This window comes from Sporosarcina sp. CAU 1771 (assembly GCF_054482775.1).
The window spans coordinates 258246-275616 of sequence record NZ_JBTLRN010000002.1 but is presented as its reverse complement, the minus strand read 5'-3'; the positions used below and the strand labels follow the sequence as shown (position 1 = coordinate 275616).

At 38.3% G+C, this 17371-nt stretch carries 12 protein-coding genes and 1 pseudogene; 5 read left to right on the top strand and 8 right to left on the bottom strand.

Annotation, left to right across the window (positions count from 1 at the left end; all coding sequences use genetic code 11):
* Nucleotides 1-251: 251 nt before the first annotated feature.
* Genes ACXYMX_RS03895 through ACXYMX_RS03885 form a run of 3 tightly spaced genes read left to right on the top strand, consistent with a single transcriptional unit; the run spans nucleotide 252 to nucleotide 2604 of the window.
* Nucleotides 252-572 (top strand): hypothetical protein, encoded by a 321-nt coding sequence (locus ACXYMX_RS03895; RefSeq protein WP_459042913.1) that lies wholly within the window; start codon nucleotides 252-254, stop codon nucleotides 570-572.
* Entirely contained in the window at nucleotides 565-2115 is a 1551-nt protein-coding gene (locus tag ACXYMX_RS03890; RefSeq protein WP_459042912.1) for an LTA synthase family protein, read from the top strand. The genes ACXYMX_RS03895 and ACXYMX_RS03890 overlap by 8 nt, the downstream gene beginning before the upstream one ends.
* A 36-nt stretch (nucleotides 2116-2151) precedes the next feature.
* Nucleotides 2152-2604 (top strand): hypothetical protein, encoded by a 453-nt coding sequence (locus ACXYMX_RS03885; protein ID WP_459042911.1) that lies wholly within the window; start codon nucleotides 2152-2154, stop codon nucleotides 2602-2604.
* A 399-nt stretch (nucleotides 2605-3003) separates the two neighbouring features.
* On the opposite strand, the gene ACXYMX_RS03880 is transcribed toward ACXYMX_RS03885, so the two are convergent.
* The gene (locus ACXYMX_RS03880) at nucleotides 3004-3231 is read right to left on the bottom strand and encodes a hypothetical protein (RefSeq protein ID WP_459042910.1); all 228 of its coding nucleotides are present in this window, start codon (nucleotides 3229-3231) and stop codon (nucleotides 3004-3006) included.
* An 89-nt stretch (nucleotides 3232-3320) separates the two neighbouring features.
* Complete coding sequence (locus tag ACXYMX_RS03875) at nucleotides 3321-3482, bottom strand: hypothetical protein (protein ID WP_459042909.1); 162 nt, start codon at nucleotides 3480-3482, stop codon at nucleotides 3321-3323.
* 539 nt (nucleotides 3483-4021) lie between these two features.
* Between ACXYMX_RS03875 and ACXYMX_RS03870 the strand changes: the two are divergent.
* Nucleotides 4022-4480, top strand: a pseudogene (locus ACXYMX_RS03870) (DUF2512 family protein).
* 838 nt (nucleotides 4481-5318) lie between these two features.
* Here ACXYMX_RS03870 and ACXYMX_RS03865 read toward each other — a convergent pair.
* On the bottom strand, nucleotides 5319-5567 hold the full coding sequence (locus ACXYMX_RS03865) for a hypothetical protein (protein WP_459042908.1): 249 nt from the start codon (nucleotides 5565-5567) through the stop codon (nucleotides 5319-5321).
* A gap of 935 nt (nucleotides 5568-6502) precedes the next feature.
* Between ACXYMX_RS03865 and ACXYMX_RS03860 the strand changes: the two genes are divergently transcribed.
* On the top strand, nucleotides 6503-7720 hold the full coding sequence (locus ACXYMX_RS03860; protein ID WP_459042907.1) for an IS4 family transposase: 1218 nt from the start codon (nucleotides 6503-6505) through the stop codon (nucleotides 7718-7720).
* A gap of 888 nt (nucleotides 7721-8608) precedes the next feature.
* Here the strand turns inward: ACXYMX_RS03860 and ACXYMX_RS03855 are convergent.
* The 5 genes from ACXYMX_RS03855 to ACXYMX_RS03835 all read right to left on the bottom strand — a co-directional run bounded on the left by ACXYMX_RS03855 (nucleotide 8609) and on the right by ACXYMX_RS03835 (nucleotide 17305).
* A complete protein-coding gene (locus ACXYMX_RS03855; protein WP_459042906.1) occupies nucleotides 8609-9745 on the bottom strand; it encodes an IS4 family transposase in 1137 nt (378 codons plus the stop codon).
* Between the two features lie 866 nt (nucleotides 9746-10611).
* Nucleotides 10612-13470: an S-layer homology domain-containing protein gene (locus ACXYMX_RS03850; RefSeq protein ID WP_459042905.1), complete on the bottom strand. Its 2859-nt coding sequence runs from the start codon at nucleotides 13468-13470 to the stop codon at nucleotides 10612-10614.
* 285 nt (nucleotides 13471-13755) lie between these two features.
* Nucleotides 13756-15027, bottom strand: coding sequence for an oligosaccharide repeat unit polymerase (locus ACXYMX_RS03845; protein ID WP_459042904.1), 1272 nt, complete (start codon nucleotides 15025-15027; stop codon nucleotides 13756-13758).
* A gap of 12 nt (nucleotides 15028-15039) precedes the next feature.
* Entirely contained in the window at nucleotides 15040-16575 is a 1536-nt protein-coding gene (murJ, locus tag ACXYMX_RS03840) for a murein biosynthesis integral membrane protein MurJ (RefSeq protein WP_459042903.1), read from the bottom strand.
* Entirely contained in the window at nucleotides 16568-17305 is a 738-nt protein-coding gene (locus ACXYMX_RS03835; protein WP_459042902.1) for a WecB/TagA/CpsF family glycosyltransferase, read from the bottom strand. Before ACXYMX_RS03835 ends, murJ begins: the two co-directional genes overlap by 8 nt.
* Nucleotides 17306-17371: the final 66 nt, after the last annotated feature.

Below are 17371 nucleotides of genomic sequence, written 5' to 3'. Positions count from 1 at the left end.
TCTCCTCCTAGAATTTTTTTACCCGAATATAGTATATACTTCACATTCTTGTTCCTTAAAAATAGAATGTGAAATATCCCGATAACAGTTTGAATGTTTTGCATACTCTGTCTCTTTACCCTTTTTTGGAAGTAGCTAAACAGAATACGTATGTAGTGACCGTCGCTTGTGCACTTAATTTTATAGGAAAGAATCCAAGAATCTGGTATTATAAATAAGGTAAGCTGTATGCAAGTCTAGGAGGAAATAAATTGGTATTAAACGGATTATTAGCAACCGTTTTCCCATTGCTCGTCGGTGTCTATTGGTATAGCAACGTAATGGGTGGAAAACGAGATATCATTTCAATTATAGGTGTTTTATCCACATTAGCCATTGCAGTACATGGCATGCTTTACTTCATCGCAATTTACTTTCGTGGATTGGAAAAGTGGAGTTTTTACGATGACTCCATGTTTACATTGAAGTATTCACTCGCAAGCGCAGTGTTATCGATACTTTTTAGTCACATCCTACGAATTATCGAGATAAATATGAGTTATAGATTGAAGGTTACGAATAAAAATGACTAAACGAATTCTATTCTTTTTACTCGTCGTAGTTGTAGGTCTTAGTGCATTACTCATTACAGCAGCAAATTATTATGTGAATGTGTACGGCAGTGATTACATAAATGAAATCTTATTTTATGTATCCACAGGCCTAAGTGGCGCAGACTTTTCGGTTGTATCGGAATTTTTCAAGAGGCAATACTTTATGTTGGGCGTACTGTTACTCATTTTTTTAGTACCCATTCTCTCTTTGAAAATGAAGAATTACATCGATGTTCATTACAAAAATAAAAAAATAAAGCTACGTGTATTTCCGATTCTCAATACGTTAACAGCTAAATCGATCTATGCCGTGCTGTTGTTTTTCGGTGCATTAACGTACACATACTATACGACAGAGGCCAATGTGTATGTCGCTAGTTTGAAAGACAATTCAACGTTCATCGAAGATCATTACGTCGATCCCAATGACGTCGCGATTTCATTTCCCGAAGAGAAACGCAATTTAATCGTTATTTACTTGGAATCTATGGAACCAACGATGATGAGCAAAGCCAATGGGGGCGCATGGAGTCAATCCGTTATGCCTGAACTTGAACAGATAGCGCTCGACAATGTGAACTTTTCAAATACCGAAGCAATTGGTGGCATGTTGCCCGCTGTTGGGACAACTTGGACCGTCGCTGGCCTTGTGTCAACAACTGCCGGGATTCCTCTTCGTTTAGCAGTAGGCGGTGGGAATTACAATAGCGACAACTTGCTAAGTGGCGCGACTACACTCGGGGATATTTTGGATAAAGAAGGCTACAACTCGGGATTTATCTTTGGTTCGGATGCAAAGTATGGTGGCCGTTATCAATACTTCACCAACCACGGCAACTATAAAATATTTGACGTTGAAACCGCAATCGAACGTAAGTATATGGATGAGAAAGATAAAGTATTTTGGGGATTTGAAGATAGTAATTTGTTTGAGTGGGCTAAAGAAGAAATTTTAGAGCTCGCTTCGGAAAATAAACCATTCAACTACGGCCTGTTGACTGCCAACACGCATTTCCCTGACGGTTGGGTCGAAAAAGAAGCGACAGAGGACTTCCCTTCACAATACGAAAATGTCCATGCGCTTAGTTCCAAACAAGTCGAAGCGTTTATGGAATGGCTACAAGAACAAAGCTTTTACGAGAACACAACGGTTGTACTGATGGGTGACCATAAAAGTATGCAATCCGAAGATTATTACCGCGGACTAGTAGATGAAACGTATACACGCACTGTATTCAATGCGTTTATAAATGCACCTGAGCTCCCGGTAAAAGAGAAAATGCGCACCTTTACTAGTTTCGATATGTTCCCTACTCTTTTAAGAAGTATCGGAGCTGAAATCGAAGGCAATCAACTAGGTTTAGGCATCGATCTATTTTCAGAAACGGATACCTTAGCTGAAGTATATGGAATTGAAGAGTTCAACAGTTTGCTTAACAAAAAGTCTTTGTTTTATAACTCGAAATTTTTAGCTGATGAGTACATTGAATTGCAAAAGCGGAAGAAGGAACTTGACTCTTAAGGGACAGACACTATAAAGTTAAGCGAGGAAACGGACATGTATAACAGCATGAGAGGGTACAACATTCAAAACAAAAAGGGTCATTGCAGTCGATGCAAACTTAAAATTCCCTTTGATCACCTTCCGTCTGACGCTTATAGATTGTGTTCATTTTGCCAACAAGCCAATTCTTTTTATAACGTGAATGCAACTAGAATAGCTGAAAATAAAGAAGCGCAAGCAAAAGACAAGATTTCTTTGCAGATGAAATTAGATAAAGATGCTAGTCAAAGAAAGAAAATGGAAGGCATTGAGTCGCAAGAGAAAAAATACAGAGATGAATTAATGGAAAAAGCAATCCTCTATCAAATGAAACAACGAGAAGTACGTAAAAGACAACTAGAGAAAGCTTCTGCAAAAAATGAACAAAAAACAGGAAATGTTTGTTCTTCTTGTGGGAAGCCTATCTATATAAGTCATGGGTTTCCTAGATGTGATTGTAGTGATTGAGGGAATTAAGTGTAGATTGTTAGAAACAGGCTTTGTGGAGATCTTTCTCTACAGGGCTTGTTTTTTGTCTGTGTCTACTTAACTTTTGTTCTGATTCAAGAAACATTAAGTATATCCAAATAAAAAATACGTACCAAAAACAACATTTGAATCTTAAATATTAACCTGCATTCTAACTTCTTTAGTAATTGCCTTGTGTGTCCCCTCTAGGAAAATGGTTTTCATCAACATTATATAATCTCGATTCGTAAATAGAAGTTGAGTCTATTGATTGACGGACTGCTCAATCAATAGACTCAACTTCTATTTCGCCAGACCAACCTATAACTAGAATAGTATCCTAGTTATCTGAATATCTGGTACCCAATATTAATGTCTGTAACCGACAGTAAAACTTCATTACCAAACTTCTTTTAAGGGAGAATTCTCAATATCTTCTCCATCTCTGTAAAACAATTTCGCCTCTTTCAGAACAGCTTGAACTTGTTTACTCGTTGGCACATTTCTTCCATTCATGGCTAAGGATACACAAGCCCTAATGGTTTCCAGTTCGGGTACAGTATTCTCATTCGCGATTCCAACTAGTTCGTATGCTTGATTAACAACTTCTTTTATTTGATCAGTCATTTCTTCACCTCCTTTTCTTTATAACATAGAAATAATTCAGGTTAAATTCCAGGAATAGCCTTTGCATTAAACCTTCGTTAAAATAATTCTTATTTTTGCTCTCTTTCTTTTCGAATAGTTCCAATCCTTTTATCGCTCCGTGTATCTCTACCGTCATCATTTCGGATAGTCCCTGGGGGTAATCCATGTTTCTTTTCAAATGCTCCTACTGTAGAATCACTTCTAGTTTTTCTTGGAGTTTTTCTTGACAATTTGTTCCCTCCATTCCTCAATAGCACACTATAGGGCTCGAACGAGCATGTATAAAATTCAATTTATATTGATTTTTATCTGCAGAAACTTTAAAACAGATAAATCTAACTACTTAGACTATTATACCATACATATGTACTATTAAACAGTACTTACAAAATAAGTAATTAAGTCTTCCCGTAACCAAACATCTCTTAATCTCGGTTCCTGAATTAATGCCGTAGTAGACTATAATTTTTACTGTTAGTTTAGCTTCAGTGCCAAATACTTATAATGTAGCCTTCGCATCTTCCGTACCGTTATCTCCAATTGTTACATCAGTAATTATTCTCTGGTAGGATTGTTATTGTTGCTCTAGTAGTTGCTGCTACGGGAACAACAATATTGAATCGTAGTAAGCGTATGAGTGACAGATACTCTGTTTCAGAATGAATTCATGAAAGGCTGGTATATTGAAAAATGCATTAATTGACTGAATTAGGGCAAAATACGTTTGCGAACAAGTTTATTGTAAAGGACAGAATTCAGGAGGAGTAAAATGGATTATCTGAAAGCAATAAGCTTCAAATTTATCATGATAACTGCTTTGATGTGGGTCTTTTTAAGTTTTTTTGGTTTTCAATTTTGGGAAGTCATTTTAACAAGTGTATTGTTCACAGTTCTTTCCTTCATCCTCGTTGATTTATTTATTTTACCAAGACTCGGAAATGGGATTGCAACAATCGTTGACTTTGGAGTCGGTGCGGGTTTAATTTGGGCGCTAGGCTTTTACTAATTTGAACCAATTGCCGGAATAGGAAATGCAGCGCTTATTTCGGCTTTAATCATCTCATTTTTCGCGGCGTTCTTCCATCGGTATATGCAAAACCAAATCTTGACCAGAGCAGTACTCAGTTATCAGGCAACGCCTGATTATTACCAAAAAAATGTTTTAGCAGCCGAGTTTGGCGATGAGTTTGATTTTAGTGAAGGGTACCTGTGTCAGGTGCAATTATGAATACTCATGAATTATGGATAAAAACCCAAGAGGACATCGACAAATCTCTATATAGTCGGTATCTCCTTTAAATTTTTATGCATTCGTAGTGTATTGTCTGAATAATTTCTAACACAGGTACCTGAAAATTAGTAGCTAAATAACTTAAAGAAATACAAAAAGCTACTAATTGTAGGTAAGGAAACGATGACTAAATCAGTTTCCTACACTATCAATAAGGAGCATAACCAGAATGTTTGAGTGATATGCAACCGAAAAATGTACAATGATAAAAAAAGAAAAGCACTTTGATTGATTGCTCGATCAAAGGGCTTTTCATCTCTTTCACTATACCAATCTATTTTCGGAATAGTATTAAAGTTGAGTGGTGCACCTGAAACTAATCTGAAAACATTTCATCTGCATAAGCAGGAGATGTTGTAATTGAAGTCACGAGTCCAAGAACGAGTAGAAAACTAACAATCCACTTAATAAATGAATTAGGCAACTTAGGCAACCATGAAAAAGTTTACGCCATTTTTAATTCCTCTCCTTCTAATCTAGTTTTTCAATAGAATACGAAATGAAGGTTAGAATAGGTTAAATTTAATGGACAATCATATAGCAGATTTTGCGGATGAATGCGGAGTGAATCAGGTAGATTGTTGAATAGAAAGAGTCCCTTGATCGATTGCTCAATCAAGGGACTCTTTAATTATTTCACTAGATTAACAGAGTAGTGTCCGAATTACGTGGTGCACAGGCACCTAACACTAAGGACTCTTCTCAATATTAATCTAATGTCGTAGTAGTCTCCATTTTATATGAGTAACTAACACTCAAGATACTAATACTTAACTTACTTTAATGTTACTTTTAATTCTTTCGTTGCGTTTCCTACTTTAACTTTTACAGTTAGCTTAGCTTCTGTACCAGGTACTTTTAATGTAGCTTTCGCATCTGCAGTACCATTATCTTCAATTGTTACTTCAGTAACTTTCTCAGGTACGATTGTTATTGTTGCTCCAGCATTTGCTGCCACTGTTTTATTACCATATTGATCCGTAGTAGCAAAATTAACTACCGCCGGTGTTGCGCCAGCTTTCAAGTCAGCTGAAGCTACTTTTGAACCACTAACTAATGTAGCTTCTGTAATTCCTGTAACCCCAGAGTGGTTAGTTCCACCAACTGCTGATGTTGTGAAGAAGAAATCTTCAACTTTCTTAGCATCATTTGAAACAATAAACTTTTGTTCGATTACTTGACCAGTTGCGTTAATTGTAACTTTTAATGTGAATTCAGTATCAATTTCATCGCCATCTGAATTTACATTTAGATTAGCTTCGTTAACTGTAAATTCGTCAGCCGCAACAACTACTGCTGGTGATTTTCCACCAGAAACTGTTGCAGTAAAGTCTGTTCCTTGAACTAAAGCAACTTTTCCACCGTTAAGGATACCGTTAACTGTGAATGCTTTAGCACCAGCTGTTTCAATATCTGCCGCTTGGACTTTACCAATTTCTTCAATTTCGTAACTACTGTATTCTGTACCGTCAGTTACACGTACAGTCGATTCAGCTGTGCTTGCTGCAACTTTATTAGTTCCATTAGCATCGGCAAGAACGAATTGAAGCGTTTCTGAACCATTTAAAGCTCCAGCAGTAACAATTACACCAGAAGCAGTTTTAATAGTTTGATTTGTTACTCCACCAGCCGGTAAAGTTACAACCGTTGAGCCAGCATCCGCTTTTTCAATTAGTGTCAGGTACCTGTGTTAGAAACTATTCAGACAATACACTACAATTGCATAAAGGTTTTAAGGAGACACAGACTATATAGTGACTTGTCGATGTCCTCTTGGGTTTTTATCCATAAGTAATGAATATTAATTTTCAGGTACCCACTAGCGTTGCATAGCTGTAAAATTGCTGGGAATACGATATGAAACGCTCTCAGTGACTGAATAATGCAAAAAAGGAGTTCCTGCTGTAAAATAATAACTGACGACTAAACCAGTTTTATCTTACAGAAAGGAGACTCCCTATGGGAATCATAGACCAAAACTTAGTCTTTCGTCAATACTTATCGCTGCTGCCAGTTACTAAATTGGCATGTCCTTTAATGAACTATGATGAAAAGAAGTTGACCGACTTTTCCCTGGTCAAAGCATTCGTATTAAGTACCATCTGTAAGTGGGAAAGTCACCGGGAAATTGAAGAAAACATACGCTCAAACAAATCCATACAGCGGGAATTGAACCTGCAATCCATAAGTCATTCTCAACTTAGTCGTCGACTTATTACGTTAGATACCAATGACCTAGTGGATTTGTTAAGTCAGCTAACCAAATGTTATTGGAAACTCCAACGACATGCCGTTGGCATGAACACAAACGTAGGTATTATTCGTATTATCGATGGAACCTACGTAAAGTTACCTGACAATGCTTCCAATTGGACTGCGATATCTAAAGTTTCTAGTGGTATAAAACTACACATCCGGATTGCTGTCGCCTCCTCGGACAGTGTTTTTCCCGAGAAGATGATTGCTTCAACAGGAAATATCGCCGACTCAGATGCGGTAAATTATATAATTGATGATGACGCGTTATATGTCATGGACCGGGGCTATGCACATAAAACCAAGATGGGTGGATGGCTTCAAAGAAACATTCAGTTTCTTGTGCGTGTTCGCAAAACTTTCCATGTTGAAACATTAAAATCCTACACACCTACTCACCCAATGGTCAGTAGAAATGAGTTAGTATCGATTCAAACAAGGCCGGAGATTTTACGCTATATCGAATTTAAAGATTCAGAAGGAACGCCGTTCCGCTTAATCACCAACCGTCTAGATTTAAGTGAAGAAGAAATCCTGGAAACTTATAAAAACCGGTGGTACATTGAGCTTTTCTTCAAATGGATTAAGCAGCATTTAAAACTCCATCATCTATTTAGTCAGTCACCTAAAGGTATCTGGAATCAGATGTATATCACCTTAATCACATTCGCACTTATTGAAATTATGCGATTGATCCATCTGCCGCAACGTTCAGTTTGGGATTTTCTGCGTTTAATGAGGGTTTACTTATACAGATCGTTAACTAAGTTAGTCGCCAACTGTAATCGCCGCTTAAGAAAAAGCAAAGGTAGACAAAAGCTGCCTGAGTGTATCCCGATATCTCTTCAATATGGAGAAGATACTGCAATAGTTTCACCAATTACTAAAGAACATTTTCTAAATAAACCCTCAAAAAAATAAAATTTTATGTTGTATTTTGGTGGAGTGTTTCTTTTTGTTTTTGGGAATTGGTTAATTTTGTATCATGTGGTTACTATTTGAAACCTTGCAACGCTAGTGAAAGGTACCTGTGTCAGGTGCAATTATGAATACTCATGACTTATGGATAAAAACCCAAGAGGACATCGACAAATCTCTATATAGTCGGTATCTCCTTAAAATTTTTATGCAATTATAGTGTATTGTCTGAATAGTTTCTAACACAGGTACCTGAAAATTCGTTCGTACATTTGCCTTCGCACTAATCTTAAACCCTTTCATTCCTTCCGACTCAATACTTCTAATTGTTGATGCGATTGTACATTCCTCCCTTCCTTTTCCTCACAATATATGATAATGAAATAAAGAGCAATTGTTGAAAGTGAACATAAAATACGATAACGAATTTGTTATAAGTAATAGTGGGGCAAAATTGGAATTCAAAGAGGAAATAGCTATTAAAATAAAATCTTTGTTATCTGCAAGATGTACAAGAAGCCATAATTGCATGAGTGACTGGCACTCTGATACTTTGACTACACCCGGCACTTAAGGATCGGTCGTTCTTACTGGCACCCGAAACCTTCCCGAAACCAAAAAAAGTCCTCCACCTGGAAACCCGATTGGAGGACTTTGTAGCAATTGTTCAAACTAACGTGATTGTTTGAGTGAGTAGCACCCGACACTAGCCTTGCATCAATTGAATTAACTATCATTAAAGTGATATTATTCCAGTAATTATACGCAAAAAGGGAATGTGGTTGCGCGACAACCTGTTCCCTTTTTTTTACATTAATTAATTACTTTTCAAAAAATGGTCTTTGGAAATCGGACTTACAATTGCAAAGTCTTCACCGAAATCCAGTTCTTTTATTGGTCTGTCTCTTGCTTTCTGTCTTCCTCTACTTGGCTTTTTTCACGATTTAATTCTTCTAGAACCTTCTTCCATGGCTCCAATATATAGAGTCGAATCAGGCTGTAAAATTCCCACGATGTCAGTGTTGACTTCTTTTCGACACGCATGATTTCAACCAATCCTACCGTAAGTAGAGCGATGAAAAGCTGGTTCCAGATACCGATAGGCGAGTGGCTGAACAGATGGTCTAGCTTGATATGTTGCTTAAGCCACTTGAAGAAAAGCTCGATATACCAACGACTTTTATACATGTCCAAAAGCTCTTTCTCAGTCAAATCCACTCGACTGGTTAGCAGGCGGTATACTGTACCTTCCTTGTCCGTAAACTCTAAAAGTCGTAGTATTTCCGGGCGGGTCAGTATGGATACAAGGTCAAACCGTATGACGTTTTCTTCAGTTGGCATCCACGATTGTAAGACCTCAACTCTAAATGTCTTTTGCACCCTTACTATGAAATCTACACTGCGCTCCAACCAGCCACCTATTTTTGTTTTATGGCCATACCCCCTATCCATTATATAAGTCGCATATTCAGCATCAATGAGATAATTAACGGCATCAATGTCTGCGACATTAGAAGTGGATGGAATCATCTTTTCAGGGAAAACCTCAGTTGCAGAAGCCACTGCTAATCGAAGATGTAGCTTTACCCCGCTAGAATCCTTACTTACGGCCGTCCAAGTAGATGCATTTTGCGGCAACTTGATGTGTGTGGAATCAATTAATTTTAGGATCCCGATGTTAGCACTAAAGCCAGCGGTTTTACCACGTAACAACCAATACTGTTTCGCGACCAATGCCAGCAAGTCTGCCAATGCCTGTGTGTCTACCGTCGCAAGTCGCCGACTCAGTTGAGAACCGCTAATAGACTCCAGATCTAATTCCGCCAGGATAGCCGGTTTTGAGCGTAGTCCTTTTTCGATATTCTTCCAACTAGCCCAACCAAATACGTGTGCAAGAATCATGGATTTGACTAATGCGTATTCAGATAACTTATCGTAGTCGTAATTGACCAATGGGCACTCCAAAACACTTCGAGGCAAAAGGGATAAATATTGACGAAAGACGATGTTTTGATCTACACTTTTCATATGAAAGACTCCTTCATTTGTAGTGTAGGGAACTGATTTAGTTGTCAGTATCTATTCTACAGAAGGAGTCTTTTATTGTATAATTATTCAGATTAATATACTTATAAAGGTTATAATAACTTTTATTTACTGTCATGCAAGGCTAGTGGGCACCCGATACCCAATTCTTAATGCACATCATTAACTGAGAATACGCTTAAAATGAGAAAAGCCCCTTGACCGATTGCTCGATCAAAGGACTCTTCATATCTTACACTATTCTAATCCATTGTCGGAATAGTGTCTGAATTGTGTATTGCACAGGTACCGTATACTAAATCTTAAACCCTTTCATTCCTTCCAACCCAATACTTCTAATTGTTGATGCGATTAGGCATTCCCCCTTCCTCTTCATCACCATATAGGATAATGAAATATAGAGCAATTGTTGAAAATGAATATACAATTCGATAACGAAATTGTTATTGAGATTTAAGAGCAAAAATGAATTTCGAAGGGGATATAGCCACAAAAGTATAATTTTGGTTATTGGTTAAATAAATGTCCAATGCATTCATTAAGGTATCCCGCTGAAAGAAAATACCCATTAAAAGGGAAAAACACCTTGACCGATTGCTCGATCAAAGGACTCTTCATATCTTTCACAATAACAACCTTTTGACAGAATAATGTCTGAATCGTATGAGTGACTGGCAACCTATACTAATGCCGGGCACACGAAAAAACCTCCAACCGGAAAAACCGATTGGAGGACATTGTAGTAATTGTTCAAACTAACGTGATTGTTTGAGTGACTGGCACCCGAAACCAATTCCACTCATTTCACTAGTGAACTAGTTTATAGAGTAACGTTTCGTTTATTTTTATTAAGGAATTAGAGTTACTTTGATTTCTTTCGTTGCATTACCAATTTTAACTTTTACAGTTAATTTTGCTTCTGTAGCGGAACCTTTCAACATAGCAGATGCAACAGCTGTTCCATTACCAGTAATAGTTACATCAGCTACTTTTTCAGGAACAATTGTTACTGTATCAGCAGAAAGAGCTACTATTACTTTATTACCATATTGATCCGTAGTTGCAACATGCACATCGTTCGTGTCATTTAATAAATCAGCTACTGTTGATCCTTCTTCCAATGTAGCTTCAGTAATTGCAGTTGCACCAGTATGGTTAGTTGCTGTAGCTGAAGTTGTGAAGAAGAAATCTTCTACCTTTTTAGCATCCGGAGATACAACAAACTTTTGTTCTAATACTTCACCAGTTGCATTAATTGTTACTTTTAATGTGAATTCTGTATCAATTTTTCCAGTGCCAGCAGCGTTATCATCTAAGTCTGTTGCAGCAACTACTGTTAGTGGAGACGTTACAGCTGTTGGTCCTGCGAGTTCTCCACCAGAGATTGTTGCAGTATATTCACCAGCCTGAAGTGCTACTTTACCATTGTTTAATAAACCATTAACTGTGAAAGCTTTTGCTACTCCAGCCTCTGTTTTACCAATAGTTGCAATTTCATAACCAGAATACTCTGTGCCGTCAGTTCCCTTTACTGGAACCTCTACGGAAGAATCGATTGTGCCATTTGGTGAATTAAGCTCAATTTTCAATGTTGCAGTACCATTTTTAAGAGCAGTTACAGCATTAGCACTACCTACTGATATTACACTTGATGTACCTACTAATGAAACAGTAACTGCTGGGTTAAGTGAAGCTTTCATTGCACGACCATATTGGTCTTCAATGATTAAGTGATCTTCCGCTGTCACCGTAATAGGACTCTGTTGAGTTGAAACTACTAAAGGAGTTTTGAATCCTCTAACTGTAGTTGCCTTCGCAACAGCCTTAACATCTATAGTTACCGTAGCTACTTTAAATGTAGAAGTTTGGAATACCAATGCTTGATTGCCTTGAGCTAATGATGCTCTGTAATATAATTGACCATCTTTCACTTCAAGGTCAGCCTCTGCTACAGTTGTTCCTCCAACTTTAATACCTTTATTAGCATTAGCTAATACTTTTTTATCAAGAATTACGTTACCTTGTTTATCAGCAACTGTCACTGGAATTAATGTAGTTTCCCCAGCTACAGCGATTTCTGGTTGAGATACGTTAATTACGTCAGATGTAGTAGTTTCAGCAACTTCTACAGTGTATTTAAATGATTGACCATTAGTCGTAGAAATCAATAACACGTCTGTATTGCCTGCTTTTAAAATAGCTGACATTGCAATTACTAATTGATCTTTATCGCCAATCTGAACTTTAGAAACAGAACCAGCAATTGTTAAGTTTGTCGGGTTAGTATTAGTGATTAATAAACCAGCCGCATTTGTAGTCTCAGTAATTTCTTTGCCATACTGATCTTTAAGATTTAAAACGATGAATGAATCAGCTGCTTTTGATTTATCATCTAAAGCAATTTTTTCACCTTTGGCATTGTAAATCCCTGCAACTTCGATTGAAGATACTGTAGATTCAGAAGATAATTTCACTACTTTAGTAACTGAAGTACCTGTGTTAGGATCAACTAGTACTACCGGAACTAAATCTCCAACTTTTTTACCTACTACTGCATTACCAGAAAGTTCGATAACACCTTTAGTATTTTGTGCACTGATTGTTGATAAATCATTTGTTGTTAAGCTAGTTGTTTTAGTAATATCAGTACCATACTGATCTTTAACAACATAACTTACTGTCGCTTTTGTTGCAGAAGGGAATTCTCCAGAAGCATTAACCGCTTTATCAACTACAGCCACTTCATCTAGAATTTCAATTGATGCTACCTTTGGAGCTTCGATTTTAACTGTTGCTGCCAATGGTTGGTCAGTTAAACCTGAAACATTTACAGTGTAATCAGCAGCTTGGTAGTTTGTTGAACTTACTAATTGAACCGACTTGTGATCTTCAGACCAAGTTACTGTTACGTTTTGCTTGAATGTTCCGCGTAACAATTCAACTGTAGCTTTAGTAGTGTCTACAATAGCTGTATTGAACTTAACTTCGATTGTTTTAGCATTAATCGCCGTAGCAGATGCAATGCTAACATCTTGAGTTGCAGCACCGTTAGAACGTACTAAGAAACTCGCCATTTGTGAACGTGTTACATGTCCAGCCGGGTTGAAAGTTGTTACGTTAGTAACACCATGTGAAGCGATTGTTTCAATGAAGCCTTTAGTTGCAGCATCTAAATGATTGATATCAGTTAAGTTAGATACATAACCAGCTTTTTTCTCTAAACCAAAAGCACCAACAATGATCTTAGCCATTTGTGAACGTGTTACTTCACCTGATGGGTTTAAGTTCGCTTGAGTAAATGCTCCAGCTTTTTTAACAATGAAAGAAGCGTAGTAAAGCTCTTCTTCATAGTCTGCTCCAGTTTTGTAGCTAGTTGGAACGTCTGAGAATGCTGCACCGTTAGCTTCAAGATTGTGAGTTTCAACATATGCTTTTAAGTCAGCTGTTGTTGATCCACCAGCAATATAACGAGCTAATGTTAAAGCAGCTTGGCTACGATTGATTTTAGCTGAGGGATTGAATTTAGTAGCGTCTTTAAAGAATCCAAGATCAACCGCTTGGTTAACTTCTGCTTGTACGTCTGAACCTACGTTGTCTAAATCAGTGAATCCTGCTGCTCCTACTGCTGGAACTACTGCAGTTGCTACCATTGTAGCTGTTACCGCACCAGTTAGGAATTTGTTGAATTTTGCTTTGTTCTTAGCCATAGAATAATTTCCTCCTAGAAAATGTTTTATATTTTGATTCCCACTATGTACTCACATACGCGTGCATAGATAGAGAACTATATTACCCATTATAGATTAATAGACTGGAATGTCAATTGTTATATCGAAGTTACTTTTGGTAGTTTTATGAAAATAGATATTAAAAACGGTATCCCTTGAGTTAGGGATACCGTTTTTATGGTTGATGCGCTCTCGGCCTATATATATAAGTTACGAGAAAATTATTCTATGCCTCGTCATCATATCACGGGAATTAATGGAATGTCAACGCTCTTTAACGTTATTAATCATTGCCGTAAAAATAACAAACCCTATCATTAATAGAAAGATTAAATCTAGTAAACCCGTATGCATAGAAACTGTGAAAACTGCCAAGACGAAAGCGTACGAAATAGATTGATAGGATTTGAAACCGTTTCGCTTTACTTGGTTATATAGAAGAGAGATGACAATACCGAAGAACAAAAATCCGATTACGACTAGAACATATCCCCCATCCAGGAACAGTTGGCCAATGTATGTAGGCGTTGTGATCCGTGTCGGGCGTGTAATGTACTTGCCATCTTCAACACTTAGCGAGTTCACGATTTCAGTTACTCTCATTCGTGGTGAGATTTGTTCGCCTGGTAAGATCGTTTCGAAGACGCCTAAATAGATTTGTCCATTTAGGTAGCCATGTTCTTTTGTGTACTCGATAATTTTACTTAATACGATATGGGATGTAACACTTTCTCCATTTAATGAACGAACCCATTTCGGAACGGCATTGACTTGTTCTTGGACGGTCAGCAATTGTTCGGCTTGTTCTTCTGTTAATTCAACATCGGGCTGTGTACGGTCGTTCAACTTATTCGTAGTGTCTTCAGTTAGGACCATATAAAAACCGAAGAGTGAAAAGAAGACACCGATTAGCAGCAACGTTGTTAGGAACCAAATGAGTTTGATTCGCTTAATGACGTAGTGAACGATGACCAACCCTGTAAACAACATAATAACGATTGGCGTGCGTTGGCCTGCAATTAAGAATACGACCATGATTGTTATATAGAAGGAACCGTACATTACGAGTTGCGCTTTCGTTAGGTTTTCACTCTTTGTAATTTGCATGGCAATTACTAAAACACCCGCAAACCACAGGAGTTGACTAAGGAAGGACAGTTTCGGATCGACTGTACTTTTAAACGATGCGCTCGCAAGATCCAGTTGACCTTCTGACATCATCGTCAGTAACGCAATACCGCCTACGAGTGCAAGCAACCAGATGAAGAGAGTTGTATGCCCTCGAAGGAACGTTAAGCCGAATGTAGGAAACGTCCATCCTTTTTTATCCACAATATAAACACCTATATAGTAACTAATGACCGCGACGAAAACGACTGGCCAAATGGATTCGTTGACATGGAACAACTCGAATCGATGAAAATCAAATAGACTTACGAAAAAGTAAAGCAATAAAATGAACGGTAAAAAGAAGTATGGTGAAAAAGTATCAATCCGGTTTAACCGGGCAATTTGGTTTGTAAGTACTTTACGCATAGGCAGTTGCCATCAGTCCATCGATGACGAGTTCCCCCCTTTGGATAAAATCGTTTTCACGAATTCATTTCTGAACAGCAGGAGCACGACAAAGTAAATGGCTGCACATGGAATCGCCAGTGTAAGTATATGAAGCAACGAGGACAGTTCGGCAATGTCCGTGTACTTGTCGGCGATAAAGAGGACGCCTGCCATAACAGCTGTAGCTACAACGACTTGGATTGTATTTTTGATTAAATAGCGGGTATCCATTCCCCCGATCAGTTTCCAAAGCGTCGTGAACGTAATGACTGAATAGAGCAAAGCGACGAGTGATGCAGACAATGCAATTCCTGCCGCCCCGAAGTACATTGAGAAGATCCAGTTTGATACGACGTTTAATCCAACGGAAATAAGTCCGATGCGCATCATATAATGCCCTTTTTCCATTGTATAAAACCCTTTTGCAACAATTGCTTGGATCGAATAGAAAAAGGCCGAGCCGATGTACAAGATGGCGTAGGAGGCAGTCAATGCGGTGTCTTCCGCTGTAAACTCTCCGCGCTCATAGACGAGTTGAACGAGTTCTTGCATGAGGATCCACATCCCTGCAAGTGCTGGCGTCAGGAATACGAGTAAAAATAAGAGCCCTTTTTCAATCCCTTTACGGAACCCAAGCATGTCGTTGTTGTTTTTTGCCTTCGCAATAATTGGGAACGCAATCGTCGCGATTGTCACTGCGAAAATAGCTTGTGGAATGTTGACGAGTCGAAATGCGTAGTTTAATCCTGAAACGATTCCTTTGCCTGGAAGCTGTGCGGCAAAAAACGTATTGACCATTAAGTTGATTTGCCCGACGGCGATTGTTAACCCGACTGGCCAAAAAATACCGTAAAACTCTTTCACTTCAAACGTGTCCATTTTCTGCGACCAGTTCAAGAACTTCTTCGGCGTGCGATAAACTACCTTAATGAAGAGACTCAAAATTGTTCCAGCGAAATAACCGATAGGAACTGAGACAATTCCCCATTTGTTGTGAAAAAGGAATGTGAATAAAATCGTTACTAAAACGACACTCGTTTGTGAAAAGACAGAGAAGGAGAATTTCTTTTTTGCATCAAAATAGCCTTCGTAAACAGAGTTCACGCCTACGAAAAGAAGTGAGGCGAAGTACATCATTGCTGTCCAAACAGCGATTTGCAATCCGTCTTCGTATTGTAGAAAAGATGAATTGCCATATGTAAGTTTAATAATTGGCGATGCTAGAAGGACACCTACGATAGATACACCAAGTGTAATGAAGAATGTTCCTTTAATGATATTGGTTAGATGGGCTTCCCCTTTGCCAAGCGCGTCGAATTTGAAGTAACTTGGCAAAAAGGCATCTTTCATTCCCGTAAGTAGAAAAAGAACAAATGCATTAGGTATGACCATTGCGGCCATATATGCATCTGCCTGATAAGACGTTCCAAAGAAGTTCGAGATGACTAGATCCCGAAGCATACTTGAAAATTTTAAAATGACTGTGGAGATTAGAAAGATTAAAGATGCAATTTTCATCTTATTCATCTAGCTTCACGTCCGGATTGCGCCGTTCTGTAAGCACCGCAAGTAGGAATTTTGGCAACAACAATTGACGTTTCCATCTGGACGGTTCTTTTAGTAAGCGGTACAACCATTCAAGACCCAGTTTTCGGAATCCCGCAGGTGCACGTTGGACGTTGCCTGAAAAGACATCAAAAGAACCGCCAACACCTTGAAATACGTTGCAATTGAGCTTTTCCATATTTCGGATGATGAATTGCTCTTGTGTTGGACTGCCCATTGCGACAAAAAGGATTTTTGCGCCCGAATTGTTAATCGTTGCGATAACTTCTTCCTCATCTTTTACATAACCATCGAGCGTTCCTGCGACTTCTAGATGCGGAAATTGTTCTTGCAATTTGTCTGCGGCTTGTTGCGCAACACCCGGTTTTGCACCGTATAGGAAGACTGGCGTGTTTCGAAGTCCCGCCTCTTTGCAAAGCGTTTCCATCATATCTACACCTGTGATGCGGTTTTTAATGTTTCCTCCGCGTAAACGAGACGCTAAAATTACGCCAATCCCATCTGGAATTCCGACGGTAGCTGTATTTAGAATGTCTCGAAGCTCAGGGTCTTTGCGCGCATTCATTAGTTTTTCTGGGTTGATGGCGACGATGAAGGATTTCTCGTTGTTTTCAAGCCGTGAGAAAATACGACGGATCGTACCGTCGGAAGATTCCGTATTCACATCAACTTCGAATATTCGTTCATTCATTAGGATTCACCACTTTTTTCTTTCTTAGGTATTGTTAATCGGGTGCCCGCTACGTCACAAAACACA

Excerpts from the sequence above, each read along its gene's own strand:
- ACXYMX_RS03890 (WP_459042912.1), top strand. The coding sequence starts at position 565 with ATGACTAAACGAATTCTATTCTTTTTACTCGTCGTAGTTGTAGGTCTT.
- ACXYMX_RS03885 (WP_459042911.1), top strand. The coding sequence starts at position 2,152 with ATGTATAACAGCATGAGAGGGTACAACATTCAAAACAAAAAGGGTCAT.
- ACXYMX_RS03880 (WP_459042910.1), bottom strand. The coding sequence starts at position 3,231 with ATGACTGATCAAATAAAAGAAGTTGTTAATCAAGCATACGAACTAGTT.
- ACXYMX_RS03860 (WP_459042907.1), top strand. The coding sequence starts at position 6,503 with ATGGGAATCATAGACCAAAACTTAGTCTTTCGTCAATACTTATCGCTG.
- ACXYMX_RS03855 (WP_459042906.1), bottom strand. The coding sequence starts at position 9,745 with ATGAAAAGTGTAGATCAAAACATCGTCTTTCGTCAATATTTATCCCTT.
- ACXYMX_RS03850 (WP_459042905.1), bottom strand. The coding sequence starts at position 13,470 with ATGGCTAAGAACAAAGCAAAATTCAACAAATTCCTAACTGGTGCGGTA.
- ACXYMX_RS03845 (WP_459042904.1), bottom strand. The coding sequence starts at position 15,027 with ATGCGTAAAGTACTTACAAACCAAATTGCCCGGTTAAACCGGATTGAT.
- murJ (WP_459042903.1), bottom strand. The coding sequence starts at position 16,575 with ATGAATAAGATGAAAATTGCATCTTTAATCTTTCTAATCTCCACAGTC.
- ACXYMX_RS03835 (WP_459042902.1), bottom strand. The coding sequence starts at position 17,305 with ATGAATGAACGAATATTCGAAGTTGATGTGAATACGGAATCTTCCGAC.